The 19,657-nt window shown below is 71.6% G+C and carries 22 protein-coding genes; 10 read left to right on the top strand and 12 right to left on the bottom strand.

The annotated features are described in order from the left end of the window. Positions 1 to 52: 52 nt before the first annotated feature. Together ACNNMR_RS09905 and ACNNMR_RS09900 are read right to left on the bottom strand one after the other, a co-directional pair. A complete protein-coding gene (locus tag ACNNMR_RS09905; RefSeq protein WP_419994171.1) occupies positions 53 to 253 on the bottom strand; it encodes a hypothetical protein in 201 nt (66 codons plus the stop codon). Positions 254 to 259: 6 nt separating this feature from the next. Then, entirely contained in the window at positions 260 to 478 is a 219-nt protein-coding gene (locus tag ACNNMR_RS09900; protein ID WP_419994170.1) for a hypothetical protein, read from the bottom strand. A 189-nt stretch (positions 479 to 667) separates the two neighbouring features. Here ACNNMR_RS09900 and ACNNMR_RS09895 point away from each other — a divergent pair, with 189 nt between their 5' ends. Beyond that, complete coding sequence (locus tag ACNNMR_RS09895; RefSeq protein ID WP_419994169.1) at positions 668 to 2,071, top strand: NYN domain-containing protein; 1,404 nt, start codon at positions 668 to 670, stop codon at positions 2,069 to 2,071. Positions 2,072 to 2,213: 142 nt separating this feature from the next. On the opposite strand, the gene ACNNMR_RS09890 is transcribed toward ACNNMR_RS09895, so the two are convergent. From ACNNMR_RS09890 to ACNNMR_RS09865, 6 genes are all read right to left on the bottom strand, one after another. Beyond that, entirely contained in the window at positions 2,214 to 2,858 is a 645-nt protein-coding gene (locus ACNNMR_RS09890; RefSeq protein WP_419994168.1) for a DUF2567 domain-containing protein, read from the bottom strand. A gap of 130 nt (positions 2,859 to 2,988) precedes the next feature. After that, complete coding sequence (locus tag ACNNMR_RS09885) at positions 2,989 to 3,801, bottom strand: ABC transporter permease (RefSeq protein WP_419994167.1); 813 nt, start codon at positions 3,799 to 3,801, stop codon at positions 2,989 to 2,991. Next, a complete protein-coding gene (locus tag ACNNMR_RS09880; RefSeq protein WP_419994166.1) occupies positions 3,798 to 4,751 on the bottom strand; it encodes an ABC transporter ATP-binding protein in 954 nt (317 codons plus the stop codon). Before ACNNMR_RS09880 ends, ACNNMR_RS09885 begins: the two co-directional genes overlap by 4 nt. Positions 4,752 to 5,038: 287 nt before the next feature. Beyond that, positions 5,039 to 5,539 carry a Cys-tRNA(Pro) deacylase gene (gene ybaK / locus ACNNMR_RS09875; protein ID WP_419994165.1) on the bottom strand — a complete coding sequence of 167 codons (501 nt, stop codon included), beginning with the start codon at positions 5,537 to 5,539 and terminating at the stop codon, positions 5,039 to 5,041. Between the two features lie 18 nt (positions 5,540 to 5,557). After that, the gene (locus ACNNMR_RS09870; RefSeq protein WP_419994164.1) at positions 5,558 to 6,298 is read right to left on the bottom strand and encodes an LON peptidase substrate-binding domain-containing protein; all 741 of its coding nucleotides are present in this window, start codon (positions 6,296 to 6,298) and stop codon (positions 5,558 to 5,560) included. A 102-nt stretch (positions 6,299 to 6,400) separates the two neighbouring features. Then, complete coding sequence (locus tag ACNNMR_RS09865; protein ID WP_420000314.1) at positions 6,401 to 7,975, bottom strand: oxidoreductase; 1,575 nt, start codon at positions 7,973 to 7,975, stop codon at positions 6,401 to 6,403. 329 nt (positions 7,976 to 8,304) lie between these two features. Here ACNNMR_RS09865 and hisD point away from each other — a divergent pair, with 329 nt between their 5' ends. The 8 genes from hisD to hisF are packed head-to-tail and all read left to right on the top strand — an operon-like array spanning position 8,305 to position 13,987. Further along, the gene (hisD, locus tag ACNNMR_RS09860; RefSeq protein WP_419994163.1) at positions 8,305 to 9,624 is read left to right on the top strand and encodes a histidinol dehydrogenase; all 1,320 of its coding nucleotides are present in this window, start codon (positions 8,305 to 8,307) and stop codon (positions 9,622 to 9,624) included. Beyond that, positions 9,621 to 10,715, top strand: coding sequence for a histidinol-phosphate transaminase (locus ACNNMR_RS09855; protein ID WP_419994162.1), 1,095 nt, complete (start codon positions 9,621 to 9,623; stop codon positions 10,713 to 10,715). Before hisD ends, ACNNMR_RS09855 begins: the two co-directional genes overlap by 4 nt. After that, positions 10,712 to 11,308: an imidazoleglycerol-phosphate dehydratase HisB gene (gene hisB / locus ACNNMR_RS09850; protein ID WP_419994161.1), complete on the top strand. Its 597-nt coding sequence runs from the start codon at positions 10,712 to 10,714 to the stop codon at positions 11,306 to 11,308. Before ACNNMR_RS09855 ends, hisB begins: the two co-directional genes overlap by 4 nt. Continuing rightward, complete coding sequence (locus ACNNMR_RS09845; protein ID WP_419994160.1) at positions 11,305 to 11,469, top strand: hypothetical protein; 165 nt, start codon at positions 11,305 to 11,307, stop codon at positions 11,467 to 11,469. Before hisB ends, ACNNMR_RS09845 begins: the two co-directional genes overlap by 4 nt. Before the next feature lie 4 nt (positions 11,470 to 11,473). Next, on the top strand, positions 11,474 to 12,109 hold the full coding sequence (gene hisH, locus ACNNMR_RS09840) for an imidazole glycerol phosphate synthase subunit HisH (protein WP_419994159.1): 636 nt from the start codon (positions 11,474 to 11,476) through the stop codon (positions 12,107 to 12,109). 2 nt (positions 12,110 to 12,111) lie between these two features. Further along, positions 12,112 to 12,837, top strand: coding sequence for a bifunctional 1-(5-phosphoribosyl)-5-((5-phosphoribosylamino)methylideneamino)imidazole-4-carboxamide isomerase/phosphoribosylanthranilate isomerase PriA (priA, locus tag ACNNMR_RS09835; protein ID WP_419994158.1), 726 nt, complete (start codon positions 12,112 to 12,114; stop codon positions 12,835 to 12,837). Beyond that, complete coding sequence (locus ACNNMR_RS09830) at positions 12,834 to 13,235, top strand: Rid family hydrolase (RefSeq protein WP_419994157.1); 402 nt, start codon at positions 12,834 to 12,836, stop codon at positions 13,233 to 13,235. Before priA ends, ACNNMR_RS09830 begins: the two co-directional genes overlap by 4 nt. Beyond that, a complete protein-coding gene (gene hisF, locus ACNNMR_RS09825; RefSeq protein ID WP_419994156.1) occupies positions 13,232 to 13,987 on the top strand; it encodes an imidazole glycerol phosphate synthase subunit HisF in 756 nt (251 codons plus the stop codon). Before ACNNMR_RS09830 ends, hisF begins: the two co-directional genes overlap by 4 nt. A 102-nt stretch (positions 13,988 to 14,089) precedes the next feature. Here the strand turns inward: hisF and ACNNMR_RS09820 are convergent, their stop codons facing one another. Then, positions 14,090 to 15,727, bottom strand: coding sequence for an alkaline phosphatase D family protein (locus tag ACNNMR_RS09820; protein WP_419994155.1), 1,638 nt, complete (start codon positions 15,725 to 15,727; stop codon positions 14,090 to 14,092). A 171-nt stretch (positions 15,728 to 15,898) separates the two neighbouring features. Between ACNNMR_RS09820 and ACNNMR_RS09815 the strand changes: the two genes are divergently transcribed. Next, on the top strand, positions 15,899 to 16,093 hold the full coding sequence (locus ACNNMR_RS09815) for a hypothetical protein (protein ID WP_419994154.1): 195 nt from the start codon (positions 15,899 to 15,901) through the stop codon (positions 16,091 to 16,093). On the opposite strand, the gene ACNNMR_RS09810 is transcribed toward ACNNMR_RS09815, so the two are convergent. The 3 genes from ACNNMR_RS09810 to ACNNMR_RS09800 are packed head-to-tail and all read right to left on the bottom strand — an operon-like array spanning position 16,065 to position 19,656. Continuing rightward, the gene (locus tag ACNNMR_RS09810) at positions 16,065 to 16,958 is read right to left on the bottom strand and encodes a ketopantoate reductase family protein (RefSeq protein ID WP_419994153.1); all 894 of its coding nucleotides are present in this window, start codon (positions 16,956 to 16,958) and stop codon (positions 16,065 to 16,067) included. The two genes, ACNNMR_RS09815 and ACNNMR_RS09810, sit on opposite strands and share 29 nt — an antisense overlap. An 8-nt stretch (positions 16,959 to 16,966) precedes the next feature. Continuing rightward, positions 16,967 to 17,710 carry a succinate dehydrogenase/fumarate reductase iron-sulfur subunit gene (locus tag ACNNMR_RS09805; RefSeq protein WP_419994152.1) on the bottom strand — a complete coding sequence of 248 codons (744 nt, stop codon included), beginning with the start codon at positions 17,708 to 17,710 and terminating at the stop codon, positions 16,967 to 16,969. Then, the gene (locus ACNNMR_RS09800) at positions 17,707 to 19,656 is read right to left on the bottom strand and encodes a fumarate reductase/succinate dehydrogenase flavoprotein subunit (RefSeq protein ID WP_419994151.1); all 1,950 of its coding nucleotides are present in this window, start codon (positions 19,654 to 19,656) and stop codon (positions 17,707 to 17,709) included. The genes ACNNMR_RS09805 and ACNNMR_RS09800 overlap by 4 nt, the downstream gene beginning before the upstream one ends. Between the last annotated feature and the right edge of the window lies 1 nt (position 19,657).

Below are 19,657 nucleotides of genomic sequence, written 5' to 3'. Positions count from 1 at the left end.
GCAGGGGAGGGGCGTGACCTTCGGCGGTCACGCCCCTCGTCCCTGTGCGCGCTTAGTTGTGGCCGAAGCGCTTCGGCTTGTGGTACTGCGTCTTGTGGCTCGCCTGCTGCGCGCCGCGCTGGGCTGACGAACCCTCCTTCACGGCGTCCGTGACCTGGTCCTGATTGACCTGTTCGGGGGCGAACTCCTGCTGCTCGGTGCCCTTCTCGGGTATGCCGGAGCCGTCGTCCTGACCGCGGTTCTTACGTCCCATCGCCGATCACCGCTCCCCGAACGACTGGCCCTGCTCGAAGCCACCGGGAGCGGCGGCGTCGCCGAGCGCGTCGTCAAGTGAGGCGTTCTCGTCGAAGGACTGCTGGGTGCCGCGCTGCGGCTGGTCCTGGCCGCCCTGGCTCCGGGAGTCCTCCGGAGCGGCGTACTTGTCCTGGTGCTTGTTCTGCTGCTGATCCTGCTGCCTGCGCTTCTTGCCCTTACCCATGATTTTTTCCTTCACGGTTGCGGGTCCCCCGCGGAAAACACCGTCGCATGGGGCGACATCTGTCGCATTTCGGGCAATTACCGTGCGTGATCCTGAAGCCCGCCACGCCGAAGATCGCCGTGCTGCTGATAACCCCCTTGCAGTCGGGCAGACTCGAAGGCAACCCCGCCGGACGGAGAGGGTGAGATCATGGACCGCTGCGTCGTCCTGGTGGACGCCGGCTATCTGCTGGGGGCCGCCGCGAGCCTGCTGGCAGGAGAGCCCGCACGCTCCCGTATCGCCATTGACCACGCGGCTCTTGTGCAGGGCCTTCGCGAACGAGCCGAGGCGGATACGGGGCAGCAGCTGCTGCGGATCTACTGGTTCGACGGCGCACCCGACCGGGTTCCGCAGCCCGAGCACCGGCGATTGCGCGTCATGCCCCGGGTGACCGTGCGGCTGGGTGCGCTTACGCGCAGTGACGGCCGATGGGCCCAGAAGGGTGTAGACGCCGCGATGCACGCCGAGCTCACGGAGCTGGCGCGTAATCGGGCGTGCTCGGACGTGGTGCTGATCACGGGCGACGGGGATCTGCTGCCCGGGATGATGTCCGCGAAGGAGCACGGCGTTGCTGTGCACCTGTGGGCGGTGCAGGCCGCGGACGGCGACTACAACCAGTCGGAAGACCTGGTCGCCGAGGCCGATGAACGCAGAGTGCTCGACCGGGCCTGGATCACGCAGGCCGTTCGGGTGAAGGAGCTCACCGGGATCTGCGCACCGGCGCCCGCGCCGCGGCCGGAGATCGCGGCGATTCTGTCGGCGCCGCTGCCCGAGGGCGCGGCGGCCGCTGCCGCGCGTTCCGCCGCCGCGGCGGACGAGGCGGTGGCGGCGGCCGGCGGTGAAGGTGCGGAGGCGCCCGCGGTCGCCGCGGCCAATGGCAGCGAGCCCGGTGAGGACGGCGCGGAGGCGGAGGCCGAGGGAGAGGGCGGCACCTCCGGCAAGGGCGTGCCCACGCCGAAGGACCTTGCGGGTCTCGGCGCGGCACGGGCGGCCTCGATGCCTGAGGCGCGGACCGGCGGGGCCGCGGGCTCGCCGGGGAACGCCACGTTGCGGTGGTCCTCCGACAAGGGCTGGGTCGAGCGGGGCGGCACCGGCGAGTCCCCCGACACCGCGTCGCTGCCGACGCTCGCGGCGCTGACGACCGCGGAGCAGCGGTGGGCCGACCGCGAGGAGGACATCACCGCGATCGGCGGGGACCCGTACGAGGTGGGTCAGGTCTTCGCGCGCCGCTGGATCGAGCGGCTGGGGGAGGCGGGACGGCTGCCGGTGCTGGCGGGGCAGTATCCGCGGATCCCGCATCGGATCGATGGTGAACTGCTGCGGTACGCGGCGCGATTTGGGCTGCTCGCCCACAAGGACGATCAGATCGATGAGCACGATCGCTATGCGATCCGCGCCGGATTCTGGCGCGAAGTCGACGTACGGGCCGCCTCGGAAGGCGGGGGTGTGACGGTGGACCGGGCTCCGGCTGCCCCGTCGACCCCGGCTGCCGCGCCGACCCCGGCGGCCGCGCAGGAGCCTGCGCCTGCGCCTGCGGAGCAGCGCGGGGCGTAGCGCAGCGCCCGGTTGGGCTCGGTGCTAGCTGGGTGGGGCGGCTTGCGAAACGTCCCGGGCCAAAGCGCCCTTCCCCAAGCTCTCGGCTTCGCTCGAGCAGGGGATACCCCATTGCCTTGCGGGACGCCCTCCCCCGGAGGTGCTACGCCGGGGGCTTGCCCCAGCCCTGCCAGGTGCCCGGGGACTGGGGCTGGGGGGCCGGGTCGCGGGGGCCGAAGAGGCCGGTCAGGAGCAGGTGGGTGATCATGGCGGCTACGGGCCAGGCCAAGAGGGCGCCCTTGGCGTTGAGGACCAGGGGGGCGTCGAAGGGCTTGCCCTCGCCGAAGGATTTCGCGCGGGCTGCCACGTCCTGCGAGGGGCCCAGCCAGATGCCGAAGCGCCACGCCAGCAGCGAGGCGAGCAGGCCCCCGATGGCCAGGGCCAGGACCAGGGCGATGCCGCCGCGGCGGCGCCACAGGAAGGCGAGCGCCGCCAGCGCCGCGCCGAAGCCGAGGCCGATCAGGGTGAAGGTGCCGTCGATGGCGATCGTGTGCTCCGACTCGGAGTCCCGCAGCAGCACCGCCCCGTCCTGAGCGATGAGCGGCACCCGCGGCGCCAGCCACACCCACATCGCCCCGAAGAGCAGCCCGGCCACCACACTGCCCACCGCGATCACCGCCGCCCCGCGCAGCTCACGCCCCGACAGCTCGCCCCCGCCGACGCCGCGAGCGTCGGGCGCGGCCGGCCAGGGAGAGTCGGGTGAGGAGCCGTGCTGCGGCGGGCCGTGAGGCGTCATGGGAGCGGTCACCCAGCCATGGTGCCAGGGTTCGGTCGCACGTCCGTCGCAGGGGCAGTCGTTCGGGCGTTTCTTACGGCCCCGTTTACGGCTCCGCTTACGGCACCGCTGACGAACCCGCCGACGACCCCCGCCGCGCGTATCACCGCAGCGCCGCCCGCCGGTACGCCCACGTGGCCGCCGCCAGCGCCAGCACCCCGACGCCCGCGCACACCGCGAGGTCGGCGAGCACCGCCGCCCAGTCCGGGCGCGGCCCGAAGGTGCGGGCCAGGGCCTCGACCCCGTACGTGGACGGGAGCAGGTCGCGGGCGAAGGCGATCGGGCCGGGAAGGTTCGCGGCCGGGACGACGCCGAGGAGCAGCGCCGCGGACATGCCGAGCTGCCCGGCCAGCGTCGCCAGCTCCGGCCGCGGCGCGAGCAGGCCGAGCGCCGCGCCGAGGCCGGCGAGCGCCGCCCCTGCGAGGGGGATGACGGCGGCGAGCAGCCACAGGTGGGTCAGCGGCAGCTCGAAGAGCAGGCTGCCGAAGACGGCGGTCACGACCGTGCCGGGCACGGTGAAGGAGGCGTATGCCCCCGCCGCCCCCAGGACCACGGCGGCGGGCGGTACCGGCAGCGTGGCGTAGTGGTCGAGGCCGCCGTGGGCGCGGAGCTTGCCGAAGTACTGGGCGAGGAGGTTGAGCGCCACGAAGGCGACGACGAGGACGGTGGATCCGGCGACGACCGAGCGCGCCGCCTCGCTGCCGGGGTCGGCGTCCACCACGCCGCGCATCAGGACCATGATCCCGATGGACTGGAAGGTGGCGACGAAGAGGAGCGGGATGCGGGCGACGCGGGCGCGGGCGAGCTGGGCCCGGTAGACGGCGCCGAGGGCCGGGAGGAACGCGGCCCGGGGTGCGAGGGGGGCCGCGGCCTCGTAGTGCGTGTCGGTGGTGTTCTCCGCCGCGGTCGCCGTCACGCCTTCACCAGGCCTTCGCCGCTGCCGCCCAGGCTCATATAGACGTCCTCCAGGCTCGGGGTGGTGAGGGTGAAGTCGTCCAGGGCGTCGAAGGCCGGGCCGCCGGTGACGGCGGCGACCGCGGCGCGGGCCTCGTCGGTGGGGAGGCGGAGCGTCCAGCGGCGGCTGGTGCCGGCGCCTTCGTTACGGGCCGACAGTGCGGCGACCTCGGGCAGGTGGACGGGGGCCGTATCGCGCCAGACCAGCTCCACCCGTACCTCGTCGTCGATCCGCGCCTTCAGGCCGCCCGGGGTGTCGCAGGCGATGACCCGGCCCGTGTCCATGACGGCGACCCGGTCGAGGACCGTCTCGGCCTCGATGACGTTGTGGGTGACGAGGAGGACGGTGACGTCGTCGGCGGTGCGGCGGCGGTCGATCGCGGCCCAGACGGCGCGGCGGGCGACCGGGTCCATGCCGGTGGTCGGTTCGTCCAGGACCAGCACCGGGCGGTGGCCGGCGAGCGCGGCGGCCACGCAGGCGAGGCGGCGCTGGCCGCCGGAGAGGCGGGCGAGCGGCTTTGCGGCGAGCGGGGCGAGGCCGAGCTCGTCCAGGACCGCGTCCCGTTCCGTACGGGCGGCGCGGGCGCTCAGGCCGCGCAGCCGTGCCGTGGTCTCGGCGGCCAGGGCGACCGGGAGCTCGTCGAGCGCCGTGGACTCCTGGCCGAGATAGCCGAGGAGGCGGGAGGCGCGCTCCGGGTGCCGGACGAGGTCGTGGCCGAGGAGCGTGATGGCGCCGGAGTCGGGGCGGAGCAGGCCGGTGAGCTGCCGTACGAGGGTGGACTTCCCGGCGCCGTTCGGCCCGAGCAGGCCGAAGATCTCACCGCGGTGCACGTCGAGGCAGACGCCGTCGTTGGCGCGGACATCGCCGTAGCTCTTGGTGAGATCGCGAATGGTGCAGGCGCCTGTGCTCACGAGGTATGAGGGTACGCGGTGCGAGTCGCGTGGCGCTGGCAGGGGCTTGGTTCGAGTCGCGGACAGGTGCGCTGCGGTCTTGCTCGGTGCGGGTTGGGTGGGCGGCTGCGCGAAACGTCCCGGGCCAGCCCGTCCCGCCTTGCGGGACGCCCTCCCCCGGAGTTGCGTGAAGCGTTGACGGCTTCTCGCTGCGCCAGTAATACCTGGACATGTCCAAGAAGACGCGTAAGCGGCGGTGGCGGATCAAAAAGGGCAAGGCCAATCATGGGAGTCGGCCTGCGTAGGGGTCACGCCCGCGCGATCGGGGCCAGCACCGCGTTCGTCAGCTCGGCCAGGTCGGCCGGTGCCAGTTCGATCTCCAGGCCGCGGCGGCCCGCTGACACGCACACCGTCTCGTACGACGACGCCGACGCGTCCACCACCGTGGGCAGCCGCTTGCGCTGGCCCAGCGGGGAGATGCCGCCGCGGACGTAGCCCGTGGTGCGTTCCGCCGCCGCCGGGTCGGCCATCGACGCGCGCTTGCCGCCCGTGGCCGAGGCCAGGGCCTTGAGGTCGAGCGAGCCGGCGACCGGGACCACGGCGACGGTCAGCGTGCCGTCGACGTCCGCCACCAGCGTCTTGAAGACCTGGCCGGGGTCGACGCCGAGCGCCTCGGCGGCCTCCTCGCCGTACGAGGCGGCCGCCGGGTCGTGCTCGTACGCATGGATCGTGAAGGGCTTGCCGGCCGCCGTCAGCGCGACCGTCGCCGGGGTGCCGCCGGACTGCTGCTTCTGCTTCTTTTTCGCCATGACCTGCCGCAGGGAGACTCAGTTCGGGCTCGTCGGCTGCCGCGTCAGCTCCACCGCCGGCAGCGACGGGAGCTTACCGATCACCGCCGACTCGCGGCGAAGGAGTTTCAGCTCCTCCGCCAGCCGCGACGCCGTGTCCGGCGTCTGCAGCAGCCGCTGCTTCGTCGGCACGTCGAGCACCGCGGCCGCCGCGACCAGGTACGACACCACCGACGGCTCGTCCGGAAGCTCCTGGTCCGCCGCCACCGAGCGCTCCCGCGCCCCGGCCAGGCGCTTCTGGTACGTACGGAACGCCCGCAGCACGCCGGCCGACAGCGCGCCCGCGCCATCGCCCTCCTCCTCGCCGAGCAGCTCGACCTCGCCGGTCAGATACGGCCCCGAGGCGTCCACCGAGAGCAGCTTGAAGCGCCGCGTGCCCGTGGCCAGCACCTCGAAGCCGCCGTCCTCGCGCTCCCTGATGGTGGCGGCGTCCGCGGTGCAGCCGACGGAGAAGAAGGCCTGCATGGGGTCGGCGCCGAAGCCCGCCGCGGCGCCGCCCTGGGCGGCCTCCGTCTGCTCGTCCGGCAGCCCGGGCGCGGTCGGCGCGACCTCGCGCCCGTCCCGGATCGCGACGACCCCGAACTGCCGCTCCTCCTCGTCCAGCTCCAGCAGCGCCCGCATCATGGCGCGGTACCGCTCCTCGAAGACGTTCAGCGGCAGCACCAGCCCAGGGAAGAGCACCGTGTTCAACGGGAACAGGGGCAGGGCGGCAACGGTCACGCGCAAATCCTAAGCGCGTCGCGGGCGGGATCCGGCCACCCGGTGGGGGTCCGGGGGCCCGCGGCGCCGGCCGCTGATGTCACAGCCCCTGGAAAAATGCTGTCACTGGCGGCGAAGCAGCCGGGAAGCCCCCGCCGCGACCGTGGTCGCGAGGGTCCATCCGGCCAGTACGAACAGCGACGCCACCCACTGCGCCGCCCCCCGCTGCTGCCATGCCGTCTCCTGCCCCAGGTCGATCACCGGCAGCAGGATGTCCAGGGCGTACAGGGTCGCGCTGAAGCGGCCCTCCGAGTCGGGCTGCGTGGGATTCGCCTCGACGCGCGAGAAGTAGAAGGTGCCCAGCGCCCACAGCACCGCCATCCACAGCATCGCGCGGGTGGGCCGGTAGCCGTACGCCACCGCCCAGTCCTGCAGATAGCCCCACGCCTTGCCCGCCGGGCCGAAGGTCTCGCGCTGCCTGCGGTGCTTGGCGAGCATGACGCGGCGGGCGTCGTGGTCCTCGCCGGAGTTCCGCAGCACGCCCGCGAGCTGCTCGTACGGCTCCGGCGAATACTCGGCGGTGGCGGCGGCCACCCACTCCAGGCGCTCGGCGATCGGGAAGCGGTCGGTCGGTATCAGGTGCTCGTACGCGAACCCCGCCATCTGCAGCCGGCCGGGAGACGGCCAGCTGGCGTACGCATCGGCGAGATTGCCGACCTTGGCGCCGGAGAGGACGACGCGGCCGCCCTCCGGCGGCTTGCCGGTGAAGCGCAGCTCCGGCGTCTGGATGCGGCGGAGGGAGACCTCCTGGTCCTCGTCCATGACGAAGCGGGCGTCCTTGAAATCCACCATCCCGCCGAACCGGCCGTCGTCGAGGCGCACCCCGCCGTGGCACTCGAAGTTCCGGCTGCCGGTGCCGAACGGGGGCGTCTGCTCGCCGCGCGGTGCGACGCGGACGCGGGCCGGGGTGAGGTGGAAGGAACGCTCCACCGAGACCTGCGGGGCGTTCAGGGCGCGGCGGCCGTACGGATTGCGGATCATGCTCCCGGCGAGGTTGAGCGAGACGCCGATGGTCGCGCCGCGCAGGCTGACCTGCCCGTACGACTGGAGCAGCTCGGCGGTCAGGTCCTGGCCCACGGTGATGCCGTCGGCGGCGATGGCCTGGCCGCGGCGGTCCGGGCGGACGGTGAGCTGGCTGATCTGCAGGTCCGTGCCGATGCGGGCGTCGGTGAGGCGGACGCCGCTGTCGATGGTGCAGCGGGGGAGGTGCAGGTCGCCTTCCGCCTGGAGGCGGGCGCCTTCGAAGCGGGGGATGGCGCAGGCGATGAAGCGGGCGGTCGTCACGCGGCACTCGGGGAGGAGGATCTCCTCCTCGAAGCGGCAGTTGCGGAGTTCGAGGTACGGGCCGACGTTGCCGCCGGAGAGGTCGAGTTTGCCGGTGAGGCGGGCGCCGTTGAGCTTGAGGGCGGCTACGCGGCCGGGGGCGGCGGTGGGGCCGTCGAGGAGGAGGAGGGCTACGAGGACGGCGCGGACGGTGCGCTCCGGGCCCCAGGCGTGGAGGCCTGCGGGGTCGTCGTGGGCGGGGTCGCGTTCGCGGAGGTCGTACATGGTGCCGGTGCGATAGGCGTGCCAGAGGCCTTTCTCGGTGTCGGTCAGGCCGAGCTCCTCGGGGGGTTCAGTGTCCCCGCCCCCCTGCATGCCGGCGTGTGCGCTCACGCGTGGCTCCCCTCCTCGGTGTGAACGGCCCCCCGGCCGCCCGTAACGCTAGTGGTTGGGGGTGGGGAGGGGGTATTCCCCAATCCCGCCCCTTCCCGAAACCGGGGAGCGGCCCCGGGCCCCCTGTTCCGCGCTGCGCGCGGATATCGCGCCTGCGGCGCTCGGCCTCAAACGCCGGCCGGGCTGGAGACGGCCGGCCGGGCTGGAGATGGCCTCCCGGGCTGGAGATGGCCTCCCGGGCTGATTGCGGGCGCAGCCCGCATCGTGGACTCGCAGTCGCCCTCGACCCCCCGTCTGAGACACTTGACTACGTGATCTCCCGAATCGACCTGCGCGGTCGTGCCCTCGCCGGCGCGATCGACCGCGACCTGTTGCCCCGTGCCGAGCTCGACGTCGAGGCTGCCCTGGAGAAGGTGCGCCCGATCTGCGAGGACGTGCACCATCGCGGCACCGCGGCGCTGATCGATTACGCGGCCAAGTTCGACGGCGTACAGCTCGAGCGGGTCCGGGTCCCGGTCGAGGCCATCCAGCAGGCCCTCGCCGACCTCGACCCCGCGGTCCGTGCCGCCCTCGAGGAGTCCATCCGCCGCGCCCGCATCGTGCACCGCGAGCAGCGTCGCCAGGACACGACCGTGCAGGTCGTGCCGGGTGGCACCGTCACCGAGCGGTGGGTGCCGGTGGAGCGGGTCGGGCTGTACGTGCCCGGCGGTAACGCCGTGTATCCGTCGTCCGTCGTCATGAACGTCGTGCCTGCTCAGGAGGCCGGCGTCGGCTCGCTTGCCGTCACCTCGCCGCCGCAGAAGGACTTCGACGGGCTGCCGCACCCGACCATCCTCGCCGCCTGCGCCCTCCTCGGCGTCGACGAGGTGTACGCGGCCGGCGGCGCCCAGGCGATCGCGATGTTCGCGTACGGGACTGACGAGTGCGCGCCCGCGCAGCTGGTCACCGGGCCCGGAAATATCTGGGTCGCCGCGGCCAAGCGCCTGCTCAAGGGGCGTATCGGCATCGATGCCGAGGCCGGGCCCACCGAGATCGCCATCCTTGCCGACGACACCGCGGACGCCCGTCACGTCGCCTCCGACCTGATCTCGCAGGCCGAGCACGACACCCTCGCGGCAGCGGTGCTCGTCACGCCTTCCGTGCAGCTCGCCGAGGCCGTCGAGGCCGAGCTGAAGACGCAGGTCGCCGCCACCAAGCACGTCGAGCGGATCACCGAGGCGCTGGCCGGGCGGCAGTCCGGGATCGTGCTCGTGGACGACATCGACGCCGGGCTCGCCGTCGTCGATGCGTACGCCGCCGAGCACCTGGAGATCCAGACCGCCGACGCCGCGGCCGTCGCCGCCCGGGTCCGTAACGCCGGCGCGATCTTCGTCGGCGCCTTCGCGCCCGTCTCGCTCGGCGACTACTGCGCCGGGTCCAACCACGTCCTGCCCACCGGGGGCTGCGCCTGCCACTCCTCGGGCCTGTCCGTCCAGTCCTTCCTGCGCGGCATCCACGTCGTGGACTACACCCGCGACGCGCTGGCCGAGGTGACGCATCACGTCGTCAATCTCGCCAATGCCGAAGATCTGCCCGCGCACGGAGCGGCGCTCAAGGCCCGTTTTGGATGGAAGGTTCCGACAGAACAGTGACCCGGATCGACGATCTCCCCATCCGCGACGAGCTCCGCGGCAAGTCCCCGTACGGAGCCCCGCAGCTCGACGTCCCGGTGCGGCTGAACACCAACGAGAATCCGTACCCGCTGCCCGAGCCGCTGGTGCGGCGCATCGGCGAGCGCGTCACCGAGGCCGCCCGCGAGCTCAACCGCTACCCGGACCGGGACGCGGTCGAGCTGCGCACGGCGCTGGCCGCGTATCTGACGAAGACCACCGGCCATGAGACCGGCCTCGCCAATGTCTGGGCCGCCAACGGGTCCAACGAGATCATCCAGCAGCTGCTGCAGACCTTCGCCGGACCCGGCCGTACGGCGATCGGCTTCGAGCCCTCGTACTCGATGCACTCGATCATCTCCCGCGGCACCGGCACCGGCTGGATCTCCGGGGCCCGGCACGAGGACTTCACCGTCGACGCCGACGGTGCCGTCGCGCAGATCCGTGAGCTGAAGCCGGACGTGGTCTTCATCTGCTCGCCGAACAACCCGACCGGCACCGCCGTCGACCGCGAGACGGTCCTCAAGCTGTACGAGGCCGCCCCCGGCATGGTCGTCATCGACGAGGCCTACAACGAGTTCAGCCACGGCGCCTCGCTCATCGACCTCCTCGACGGGCGGCCGAATCTCGTCATCACCCGCACCATGTCGAAGGCCTTCGGCGCCGCCGGGCTGCGGCTCGGCTATCTCGCCGCCGACCCGGCCGTGGTCGACGCGGTGCAGCTGGTGCGGCTCCCGTACCACCTGTCTTCGGTCACCCAGGCCACCGCGCTTGCGGCCCTGGAGTACACCGATACGCTGCTCGCCTACGTCCAGCAGCTCAAAGGCGAGCGGGACCGGCTGGTCGCCGAGCTGGCGGCGGCCGGGTGCGAGGTGACCGCCTCCGACGCCAACTTCGTCCAGTTCGGGCGGTTCGAGGACGCCCACGCCACCTGGCAGCAGCTCCTCGACCGCGGCGTCCTCGTACGCGACAACGGGGTGCCGGGCTTCCTGCGCGTCACCGCGGGCACGCCGGCCGAGAACGACGCCTTTCTGGACGCCATCCGCGCCATCGTTAAGGAGACCAGCGCATGACCCGCGTGGGCCGTGTTGAGCGCAGTACCAAGGAGACCTCCGTCGTCGTCGAGATCAACCTCGACGGGACCGGGAAGGTCGATGTCGCCACCGGCGTCGGCTTCTTCGATCACATGCTGGACCAGCTGGGCCGCCACGGCCTCTTCGACCTCACGGTCAAGACCGAGGGCGACCTGCACATCGACTCGCACCACACCATCGAGGACACCGCCCTCGCCCTCGGCGCCGCCTTCAAGCAGGCGCTGGGCAACAAGCGCGGCATCGTGCGCTTCGCCAACGCGTCGGTCCCGCTGGACGAGTCGCTGGCCAACGTCACCGTCGACCTCTCCGGGCGGCCGTACCTCGTCCACTCCGAGCCCGAGGGCATGGCCCCGATGATCGGCGCGGAGTACGACACGACGATGACCCGGCACATCCTCGAATCCCTCGTCGCCCAGGCGCAGATCGCGCTGCACGTGCACGTGCCGTACGGGCGCAACGCCCACCACATCGTGGAGTGCCAGTTCAAGGCGCTGGCCCGGGCACTGCGGTACGCGTCCGAGATCGACCCGCGGGCGCAGGGCGTGATTCCGTCGACGAAGGGCGCGCTGTGACCGGCCTTTCGGTGCTGCTGCTGTTCGTCGGCCTCTTCCTGGCCGGCGGCGCGTACTCCTTCGCCAAGCAGGGGCTGCCGAAGGGCGTGATCGTGCTGCTCGCGGTCTGCTCGGCGTTCGCGCTGCTGGCCGGGGTGCTGCGCCTCGACGTGTGGGAGTAGAGCGATGAGCAAGAAGGTCGTCGTCTTCGACTACGGCTTCGGCAACGTCCGTTCCGCCGAGCGCGCGATAGCCCGTACCGGCGCGGACGTCGAAATCACCCGCGACTACGACGCCGCCATGAACGCCGACGGGCTCCTGGTCCCCGGCGTCGGCGCCTTCGCCTCCTGCATGCGCGGGCTGCGGGCGGCGCGCGGCGACTGGATCGTCGAGCGGCGGCTGGCCGGGGGGCGGCCGGTGATGGGCATCTGCGTCGGTATGCAGATCCTCTTCGCCCGTGGCGTGGAGCATGGCGTGGAGACCGAGGGCCTGGACGAGTGGCCCGGCACGGTCGAGGCGCTGAAGGCGGACATCGTGCCGCACATGGGGTGGAACACGGTCGACGTTGCGTCTGGGTCCCGGCTCTTTGCGGGCGTGGGCGCGGACGAGCGGTTCTACTTCGTGCACTCGTACGCGGTCCAGGGCTGGGACTTCGACGTCACCAGCGCCGCGATGACGCCCCCGCTGGTCACCTGGTCCACGCACGGCGAGCCGTTCGTCGCCGCGGTGGAGAACGGACCGCTGTGGGCCACCCAGTTCCACCCCGAGAAGTCCGGCGATGCCGGAGCCCAGCTGCTGACCAACTGGATCGAGAGTCTGTAGAGATGACCGCGAAGCTTGAGCTGCTCCCCGCCGTCGACGTCCGCGCAGGGCAGGCCGTCCGCCTCGTCCATGGCGAGTCGGGTACGGAGACCTCCTATGGCTCCCCGCTGGAGGCCGCCCTGGCCTGGCAGCGGTCCGGCGCCGAGTGGCTGCACCTCGTCGACCTCGACGCCGCCTTCGGTACGGGCGACAACCGCGAGCTCATCGCGGAGGTCGCGCAGGCGATGGACATCAAGGTGGAGCTGTCGGGCGGCATCCGCGACGACGATTCGCTGGCGGCCGCGCTGGCCACGGGGTGCCGTCGGGTGAATCTGGGCACCGCCGCCCTGGAGACCCCGGAGTGGGTCGCCAAGGTCATCGCCGAGCACGGCGACAAGATCGCGGTGGGCCTGGACGTACGCGGCACGACGCTGCGCGGGCGCGGGTGGACGCGGGACGGCGGGGATCTCTACGAGACGCTTTCGCGACTCGATGCTGAGGGGTGCGCACGCTACGTAGTCACCGACATCAACAAGGACGGCACGCTCAAGGGCCCGAATCTGGAGCTGCTGCGCAACGTCTGCGGCCGTACCGACCGCCCGGTGGTCGCCAGCGGCGGGGTCTCCTCACTTGACGATCTGCGGGCACTTGCGACCCTGGTACCAGAGGGCGTCGAAGGCGCGATCGTCGGCAAGGCTCTCTACGCCAAGGCGTTCACCTTGGAGGAGGCTCTGGAGGCGGTCTCGTGAGCGATGTCCGGCGTTACGGCTCCGAGAATCAGTGGGAGCAGCGCTTCGGTTTTTCCCGCGCGGTCGAGCTGCCGAACGGCCTCGTCCTGGTCTCCGGCTGTACGTCGACCGTGAACGGCGGCATTGACGCCGGCGGCCCGTACGACCAGGCGATGGCCTCCTTCCGGGAGGCCTTCGACGTACTGAAGAAGGCGGGCCTCGGCCGCGAGGACGTGGTCCGCACCCGCATGTACATCACCCACGCCCGCGATGTCGACGAGGTCGGCCGGGCGCACAAGGAACTGTTCGGCGACGTGCTCCCCGCGGCGTCGATCATCGTCGTCTCCGGCTTCGTCGACCCCAGCCTGGTGGTCGAGGTCGAGGTGGAGGCGTACCGAGGAGAGAGCGATAACGGATGACCCTGGCGGTCCGAGTGATCCCCTGCCTGGACGTCGACGGCGGCCGGGTGGTGAAGGGCGTCAACTTCCAGAACCTGCGCGATGCGGGTGATCCGGTCGAGATGGCGAAGCTCTACGATGCGGAGGGCGCGGACGAGCTGACCTTCCTGGACATCACGGCGTCGAGCGGGGACCGGGAGACCACGTATGACGTGGTGCGGAGGACGGCTGAGCAGGTCTTTATCCCGCTGACGGTGGGGGGCGGGGTCCGTACGCCGGAGGACGTGGACAAGCTGCTGCGGGCTGGGGCCGACAAGGTCGGGGTCAATACGGCCGCCATTGCCCGGCCTGAGCTGATTCAGGAGATCGCGGAGCGGTTTGGGCGGCAGGTGCTGGTGCTGTCGGTGGATGCGCGGCGGACGTCGTCCGGGGCCTTCGAGGTGACTACGCATGGTGGGCGTCGGGGGACCGGGATCGACGCGGTCGAGTGGGCGCATCGGGCGGCGGAGTTGGGGGCGGGGGAGATCCTGCTCAACTCGATGGATGCGGATGGCACGAAGGACGGCTACGACACGGAGATGATCGCGGGGGTTCGGAAGCATGTGGCTGTGCCGGTGATTGCCAGCGGGGGCGCGGGGGCGCTGGCGGACTTTCCGCCGGCGATCGAGGCGGGGGCGGATGCTGTGCTGGCGGCGTCGGTCTTCCACTTCGGGGATCTGCGGATCGCACAGGTCAAGGAGACGCTGCGGGGGGCTGGGCACCCGGTCAGGTAGCGCTGCCGGCCGGCGGTCGGTCTCGGTGCGCTGCGGGCCCACCCGCCTGCCCGTTGCTGCCAGCAGTAAAAGGGGGTGGGCCCGCCAGGACCGGGTGGGCTCTTATGCCACCGGGGTGTCTGCTCGCTGTACTCGTTGCGTGCCAGTCGCCGTCCGGTACGAGCGGGACCACTCTGCCGTGGCCGCCCGGTCCGCCTTGTCCGACAGCACGAAGTAGTCCATCTGCGTCTGCTCAGGCGTGATGTCCAGGACGCCGTAGCCGTGCGAGTCCATGTCCAGCCACTTCACATGGCGGTTGGCCGCCTTGATGGCCGTCTCCGCCACCACGGACACCGTGTCCGGGGCCACCCCAAGCACGTCATCCAGGTTGTCCGACGTCACCGACGTCACCACGAACTCCGTCGCCGCAGACCGCGACAGCGGATACGTAGCCGCCTTCACCGGGACATCGCACGCCCACGCCATATGGATATCCCCGGTCAGGAAGACCGTGTCCTTGATCCCGCGATCCGTGAGATGCGCCAGCAGCTCCCGCCGGTCATCCGTATAGCCGTCCCACTGGTCGACATTGATCGCCAGGCCGCCCTCCGGGATTTTGATCTGGAGCAGGTCCGCCAGCGGCTTCAGCAGGTGCGCGGGCAGTGACCCGAAGGCGACCGGGGAGATCATGACCTCATTGCCGACCAGCTTCCACTGCGCGTCCGAGTCCGCCAGGCCCGCCTTCAGCCAGTCCAGTTGCGCCCGCCCCGTGATCGTACGGTCCGGATCGTCCACGTCGCCGCTGCCGATGCCCACCTGCTGTGAGCGATACGAGCGCAGGTCCAGCAGATGCAGCTCCGCCAGCCGCCCGTAGCGCACCCGCCGGTACGTCGTGCCAGCCACCGACTGCCGGACCGGCATCCACTCGAAGTAGGCCTGTTTCGCCGCCGCCGCCCGTGCCGCCCAGTCGCCCTCCGCGCCCGGCGTGTGGTTCTCGGCGCCGCCGGACCAGGCGTCGTTGGCGAACTCGTGGTCGTCCCAGATGGCGATGATCGGGTGCGCGGCGTGCAGCGCCTGGAGGTCCGTGTCGCCCTTGTACGTGGCGTGCCGGGTCCGGTAGTCGGCGAGTGTCAGGATCTCGTGCGTGGGCTGGACCACGCGCAGCGGGGTGTCCGTCGCCGGGTACTCGCCCGTGGCGTATTCGTAGATGTAGTCGCCCAGGTGCAGGACTGCGTCGAGGTCGGCGCGCGCCGCGAGGTGGCGGTATGCCGCGAAGTAGCCGCCCTCCCAGTTGGCGCACGAGACCACCCCGAAGCGCAGGCCGTCTGGCGAGGCGTCCACCGCCGGGGCGGTGCGGGTGCGGCCCGTGGCCGACTGCGCGTCGCCCGCGCCGAAGCGGTACCAGTATGTCGTCGCCGGGCGCAGCCCCCGTACATCCGCCTTCACCGTGTGGTCGGCGGCGGCCCGTGCCGTCACGGTGCCCTTCGCGGCCACCTTCGCGAAGTTCTTGTCCTCCGCCAGCTCCCAGCTCACCTCGACGTCCGCGCCGGACACCGGTGTCACCCGCGTCCACAGCAGGACGCCGTCCGGGAGCGGGTCGCCGGACGCGACGCCGTGCAGGAAGGCCGGGCCCTCGGCGGCGTGCGCCGGGAGCGCGGCGGCGGCGAGCGGCGCGGCCAGCGCGGCGGTGGCGGCTGCGGCCTTCACGACCGTGCGGCGGCGGGGCAAATGGGACTCGGGAGTTGCGTGTTGACTGGTCACGGCGGATCAGGTTACTGGCAGGTACCCGCAACGGCCCCGGCAGGGGGGAAGATTCGCCCGGAATTCGCTTCTGGTTCGCGCGTGCTTGAGCCCCGGGAACGTACATCCACTACGTCCCCCGTCGCGGTGAACTTAAGACCGCCCCGGGCTGGCCGGTTCTAACCTGTGTCCATGACCGCGCTTACCGTGGAGCTGACCGACGCGGAGTTCGCCGAACTCCGCGCCGTCGCCGCCATGCGTGGCGTGCCGATCAGCTGTCTCGCGCACGCCATGCTGCTGGAGGGTGTGGAGCGGCGGCGGCTTCAGCGCCGGGAGCCGCGGCTGCCGGACTGGGAGCTCAGGGGTGACGCTCGCGGAGCGAGCTGACCAGCCGCGTCGCCACCGGCACCGGCACGCCGTGCCGTTCCGCCGCCCGCAGCAGCGCCCCGCCGATCGCGTCGAGTTCCAGCGGCCGCCCGGCCTCGGCGTCCCGCTGCATCGAGGACTTGGTCTCGTACGGCATCATCTCGAAGAGCCGCAGCACCTGTTCCACCGCCACCTCGGCCCCGCAGGCCCGCCCGGTCGCCACCGCCTCGGCCGCCAGCGCGCGCATCTCGTCGGCGTAGGTGGTACGGACATCGCCCACGGTCGCGGCGTAGCGGGTGGTGAGGAGCGCCGCGCAGGCGAGGAAGGACAGTTTGCGCCACAGGATCGTGGCCTCGTCCTCCTGCACCGCCGCCGTCGCGCCCGCGTCCTTCAGCAGCGCGGCCAGCTGCTCCACCCGCTCCCGCGGCGCCGTCGCGCTCGCCAGGTCGAGGTCGCAGAACGGGCTGCCGTGCTCGATCTCGCCCGGCGCGACCCGCGTCGATTCGACCCGGATCACGGAGGCGACGACCTGCGCCGGGTCGTAGCGCTCGCGCAGCACATCCATGTGCTCGACGCCGTTGAGCAGCGGCACGACAAGGCCGTCGCCCGGCGTCGGGGCGCGGTCGAGCGCGGCAGGCATCGCCGTGGCCTTGACCGTCACGAACAGGGCGTCCACCGGCTCGCGCAGCTCCGTATCGGCCTCGACGGCGGCGGTGAAGTCGCCGAAGTGTGCGCTGCGGACGCGGATGCCGCGGTCGCGGATGGCGGCCGCGGTCTCGCCGCCCGCGAGGCAGGTGACGCGGTGGCCCGCGCGGGCGAACAGGCCCGCGAGCAGGCCACCGACGCCGCCCGGGCCGAGCACGGCTATGTGGCTGGGGTTGTTCATTGACTCAGTCAAGCGCCTTTGCGGGCGGCCCGCAAGAACTCCTTGTTCATGTTGGTGATGGAGACGAGCGGGATGCCCTTCGGGCAGGCCGTCGCGCACTCACCGGTGAGCGTGCAGCCGCCGAAGCCCTCGTCGTCCATCTGCGCCACCATGTCCAGCACCCGCGACTCACGCTCGGGCGCGCCCTGCGGCAGTACGTTGAGGTGGTTGACCTTGGCCGAAGTGAACAGCATCGCCGCCCCGTTCGGGCACGCCGCCACGCAGGCGCCGCAGCCGATGCACTCGGCGTGCTCGAAGGCGAAGTCCGCGTCCGGCTTCGGCACGGGCGTGGCGTGCGCCTCCGGGGCGGCGCCGGTCGGCGCGGTGACGTAACCCCCGGCCTGGATGATGCGGTCGAAGGCCGACCGGTCCACGACCAGGTCCTTGATGACCGGGAACGCGGCCGCCCGCCACGGCTCGATGTCGATCGTGTCGCCGTCCTTGAAGGACCGCATGTGCAGTTGGCAGGTGGTGGTGCGCTCCGGGCCGTGCGCGTCGCCGTTGATGACGAGCGAGCAGGCGCCGCAGATGCCCTCGCGGCAGTCGTGGTCGAAGGCGACGGGGTCCTCGCCCTTGAGGATCAGCTCCTCGTTGAGGGTGTCGAGCATCTCCAGGAAGGACATGTCCTGGCTGATCCCGTCCACCTCATACGTGGACATGCCGCCTTCGGCGTCGGTGTTCTGCTGCCGCCAGACGCGCAGGTTGAGCTTCATGCGTAGCTCCGCTGGGTGGGGTGGACGTACTCGAAGACCAGGTCTTCCTTGTGGAGGGTCGGGGCCTCGCCCGTACCCGTGAACTCCCAGGCGGCCGCGTACGAGAACTCCTCGTCCCGGCGCTCCGCCTCGCCGTCCGGGGTCTGCGACTCCTCGCGGAAGTGGCCGCCGCAGGACTCGGCGCGGTGCAGCGCGTCGAGGCACATCAGCTCGGCCAGCTCCAGGTAGTCGACGATGCGATTCGCCTTCTCCAGGGACTGGTTGAACTCCTCGCCGGTGCCAGGGACCTTGATCCGGCGCCAGAACTCCTCGCGGATCTGCGGGATCCGGTCGAGGGCTTTCCGCAGCCCCTCGTCCGTACGGGCCATGCCGCAGAACTCCCACATCAGCTCGCCGAGTTCGCGGTGGAAGGAGTCGGGGGTGCGGTCGCCGTCGACGGCGAGGAGGAGGTGGAGCCGGTCCTCGGTGTCGGCGATGGTCTCCTGGACGGCCGGGTGGTCGGGGGTGACGGTCTCGGCGTGCGGGTTCCGGGCGAGGTAGTCGTTGATCGTGGCCGGCAGGACGAAGTAGCCGTCGGCCAGGCCCTGCATCAGCGCCGAGGCGCCGAGGCGGTTGGCGCCGTGGTCGGAGAAGTTCGCCTCGCCGATCGCGAAGAGGCCGGGGATGGTCGTCTGCAGGTCGTAGTCCACCCACAGCCCGCCCATCGTGTAGTGCACGGCCGGGTAGATCCGCATGGGCACCTGGTACGGATCCTCGTCGGTGATCCGCTGGTACATGTCGAAGAGGTTGCCGTACTTCGCCTCGACCGCCTTCCGCCCCATCCGCTCGATGGCGTCGGCGAAGTCGAGGTACACGCCCTGGCCGCCGGGGCCGACGCCGCGGCCCTCGTCGCAGACGTTCTTCGCGGCGCGGGAGGCGATGTCGCGCGGCACCAGGTTGCCGAAGGACGGGTAGATCCGCTCCAGGTAGTAGTCGCGCTCGGCCTCGGGGATCTGGTTCGGCGGGCGGTCGTCGCCGCGCTCCTTCGGGACCCAGATGCGGCCGTCGTTGCGGAGGGACTCCGACATCAGCGTCAGCTTCGACTGGTGGTCGCCGGTGCGCGGGATGCAGGTCGGGTGGATCTGGGTGAAGCACGGGTTGGCGAAGTGGGCGCCGCGGCGGTGCGCCCGCCAGATGGCGGTCGCGTTGGAGTTCATGGCGTTCGTGGAGAGGTAGAAGACGTTGCCGTAGCCGCCGCTCGCCAGCACGACCGCGTCCGCGAAGTACGTGTCGATCTTCCCGGTGATCAGGTCGCGGGCGACGATGCCGCGGGCCTTCCCGTCCACGACGATCAGGTCGAGCATTTCGGTGCGCGGATGCATCTCGACATTGCCGGCCGCGATCTGGCGGCTGAGCGCCTGGTATGCGCCGAGGAGCAGCTGCTGGCCGGTCTGGCCGCGGGCGTAGAACGTGCGCGAGACCTGGACGCCGCCGAAGGAGCGGGTGTCGAGGAGGCCGCCGTACTCGCGGGCGAAGGGGACGCCCTGCGCCACGCACTGGTCGATGATCTCGACGGAGATCTGGGCGAGGCGGTGCACGTTGGACTCGCGGGCGCGGAAGTCGCCGCCCTTCACCGTGTCGTAGAAGAGGCGGTGGATGGAGTCGCCGTCGTTGCGGTAGTTCTTCGCCGCGTTGATGCCGCCCTGGGCGGCGATGGAGTGGGCGCGGCGGGGGGAGTCCTGGTAGCAGAACTGGACGACGTGGTAGCCCTGCTCGGCGAGGGTGGCGCCGGCGGAGCCGCCGGCCAGGCCCGTACCGACGACGATCACGGTGTGCTTGCGGCGGTTGGCCGGGTTGACCAGCTTCGCCTCGAAGCGGCGGGTGTCCCAGCGCTCGGCGACGGCCCCGCCCGGAGCCGCGGAGTCGGCGATCGGGTCGCCGGTTGCGTAGTCGGTGTAGTCGGTCATG

Source organism: Streptomyces boninensis, assembly GCF_048572725.1.
GTDB lineage: Bacteria > Actinomycetota > Actinomycetes > Streptomycetales > Streptomycetaceae > Streptomyces > Streptomyces boninensis.
The sequence above is the reverse complement of the archived record's forward strand: the minus strand, read 5'-3'. Positions and strand labels throughout refer to the sequence as shown.